Below are 2,466 nucleotides of genomic sequence, written 5' to 3' on the forward strand. Positions count from 1 at the left end.
GGATGAACCCGCACCGTACGCCGCCCGCCCAGCCGCTCACTCGCCCAGCGAATCCGCGTACGCGGCACCGGCAGCACCGCATCGGCCCCGACGAGGGGCCAGTGCGGTTGCTCCGGGGCGTCCGGCGTCGCGACGATGGACCGGTCGCCGCCCGCACCGGCCGGGTTGAACGGATCGGCATGGGACGCGTCACCCGTGACGAACCGATACGTCACCCGCAGCCGCGCGGGCATGCGCACCTCGGCGTACCAGCAGTCCGAGCCGTCCAACCGGCGCAGGGGGACGGGATCCGACCAGCTCTCGAACTCGACGGTCACCGGCCCGGACCCGCGCCACAGGAACAGGGTCACCCATCCGCCGTCACCGTCCGGCACGGACGCCGGGGCAGCCACCCCGGCCCAGAATTCGTCGGTGCCGGGCGCCCCGGGCTGCCCGAACCCGGCGAACGCACCCTCCCTGCCGGCCGCGGCCAAGTGCATGAACGTCTCCTTGTGAGAGGGAAGGACCAAAGGCTAAGCTCCATCAATTAGGCGAGCCTAACCTAATCTTGGCCTTCCGAGGAGGCACACCGCATGAGCACCAACCCCTTCGACGACCACGACGGCCGCTTCCTGGTCCTGGTGAACGACGAGGGCCAGCACTCCCTCTGGCCGTCCTTCGCCGAGGTGCCCGGGGGGTGGACGATCGCCTTCGCCGAGAACACCCGCGAGGCATGCCTTGAGTATGTCGAGACCCACTGGACGGACCTGCGCCCGAAGTCCCTCGCCGCGTCCCAGGACGCCTGACACCGCCGATGCTGTGCACCAGGCTGACCAACGCCCGTTTCCTCACCATGGATCCGGACCATCCGGTCGCCCATGACCTGGGCATCTGGCAGGGCCGGATCGTGGGCCTCGACGAGACCGTGACCTCCCTGCCCGCCCGGGAGGTCGTCGACCTCCAGGGCGCCACGGTGCTGCCGGGGTTCATCGACGCCCATGTCCACCTCGCCTGGACCGGCTTCAAGCAGAACACCCCGAGCATCGCGGGCCTCACCCGCGTCGACGACGTGCTCGCGGTCGTCGCGGAGGCCGTCGCCCGCACCCGCGCACCCGGCGAATGGGTGAGCATCGCCGGCTACGACCAGCGCGCCCTGGGCCGCCATCTGACCGCCGCCGACCTGGACCGGGTCGGCGACGGACGCAAGCTCTACCTGCTGCACGACTCCGGGCACGGCTGCGTGGTCAACACCGCCGTCCTGGACCTGCTCCCGGACGGCATCCCGCACGAGAACGGCTTCCTCGCCGAGCAGGCCATGGGCGCCGCCCGCGCCCTGCGGCTGCCGCACTCCCAGGAGGACCTGGCCGGGGCGATCGGCCGCGCGGCCCGCACCTGCCTGACCGAGGGCGTCACCGCCTGCGCCGAAGCGGGCATCGGCGGCACCCTCTTCGGCCACAGCCCCGTCGAACTCGGCGCCTACCAACTCGCCCGGGACAAGGGCCTGCTGCCGCTGCGCGTCCAGCTCATGGTCTCCGCGGACCGGCTGAACCCGGTCGCCGCGCACGAGACCGACGGCATCCCCAGGGCCCTCGACCTCGGCCTGCGCACCGGTTTCGGCGACGACCGGCTCTCCGTCGGCGCGCTGAAGGTCTACACCGACGGCGGCATGATGGCCCGTACGGCCGCCCTGACCAGCCCCTACGAAGGGCTCGACCACGCCGGGCAGTTGCAGGACGACCCGGAGGCGCTCACCGGCCTCATCGTGGACGGCCATCTCGCCGGCTGGCAGCTCGCCGTGCACGCGATCGGCGACCGCGCGGCCGACATCGCCCTCGACGCGATGGAGCGGGCCCAGCGGATCCGGCCTCGGCCCGAGGCACGCCACCGCATCGAGCACGCCGGGCTGATCCGGCCCGACCAGCTCCCGCGCATGGCGCGGCTCGGCCTCAGCGCGGTCGTCCAGCCCAACTTCCTGCGCTGCTTCGGCGACGACTACGCCTCGATCATGGGCGGGGAACGAGCGCCCTGGATGTACCGGGGCCGTGCCTTCCTGGACCACGGTATTCCCCTCGTGGGCAGCTCCGACCGGCCGGTCGCGGACGGATCGCCCCTGCGTGCCGTCCAGTTCATGGTCGAGCGCGCCTCCACCTCCGGGCAGCTCATCGGCCCGGACGAAGCCGTCACCGTCGATGAGGCCCTGTACGCCCACACCGTCGCCGGCGCCCGCGCCTGCCACTGGGACGACCGCCTGGGCAGCCTCACCCCCGGCAAACACGCCGACCTGGTCGTCCTCGGCGACGACCCCCGGAGCGTCGACACCTCACGCATCGGCGACATCGAGGTGGTGGAGGCGTACGTGGCCGGCCGCCCGAGCCGTCCGCGCGACTGATCCCCGGTCTGCCCCGGTCCGGAACCGAGGAAGGAACCCCTTGACCACGGCCACGCCGCGCCCTGCCGCGCTGCCACGCGCCCTTGACGCACCGACGC

At 72.5% G+C, this 2,466-nt stretch carries 3 protein-coding genes; 2 read left to right on the plus strand and 1 reads right to left on the minus strand.

The features are described from left to right. The coding region (locus tag C1J00_RS41980) for an enterochelin esterase domain-containing protein (protein ID WP_180989896.1) at positions 1-479 on the minus strand (479 nt) is incomplete at its 3' end. Between the two features lie 93 nt (positions 480-572). Here C1J00_RS41980 and C1J00_RS41985 point away from each other — a divergent pair. Both C1J00_RS41985 and C1J00_RS41990 read left to right on the plus strand, forming a co-directional pair. Further along, on the plus strand, positions 573-785 hold the full coding sequence (locus C1J00_RS41985) for an MbtH family protein (protein WP_102914061.1): 213 nt from the start codon (positions 573-575) through the stop codon (positions 783-785). An 8-nt stretch (positions 786-793) separates the two neighbouring features. Then, positions 794-2,368, plus strand: coding sequence for an amidohydrolase (locus C1J00_RS41990; RefSeq protein WP_102914062.1), 1,575 nt, complete (start codon positions 794-796; stop codon positions 2,366-2,368). The last annotated feature ends 98 nt before the right edge of the window (positions 2,369-2,466 follow it).

This window comes from Streptomyces cahuitamycinicus, assembly GCF_002891435.1.
Lineage (GTDB): Bacteria > Actinomycetota > Actinomycetes > Streptomycetales > Streptomycetaceae > Streptomyces > Streptomyces cahuitamycinicus.

Excerpts from the sequence above, each read along its gene's own strand:
- C1J00_RS41985 (WP_102914061.1), top strand. The coding sequence starts at position 573 with ATGAGCACCAACCCCTTCGACGACCACGACGGCCGCTTCCTGGTCCTG.
- C1J00_RS41990 (WP_102914062.1), top strand. The coding sequence starts at position 794 with ATGCTGTGCACCAGGCTGACCAACGCCCGTTTCCTCACCATGGATCCG.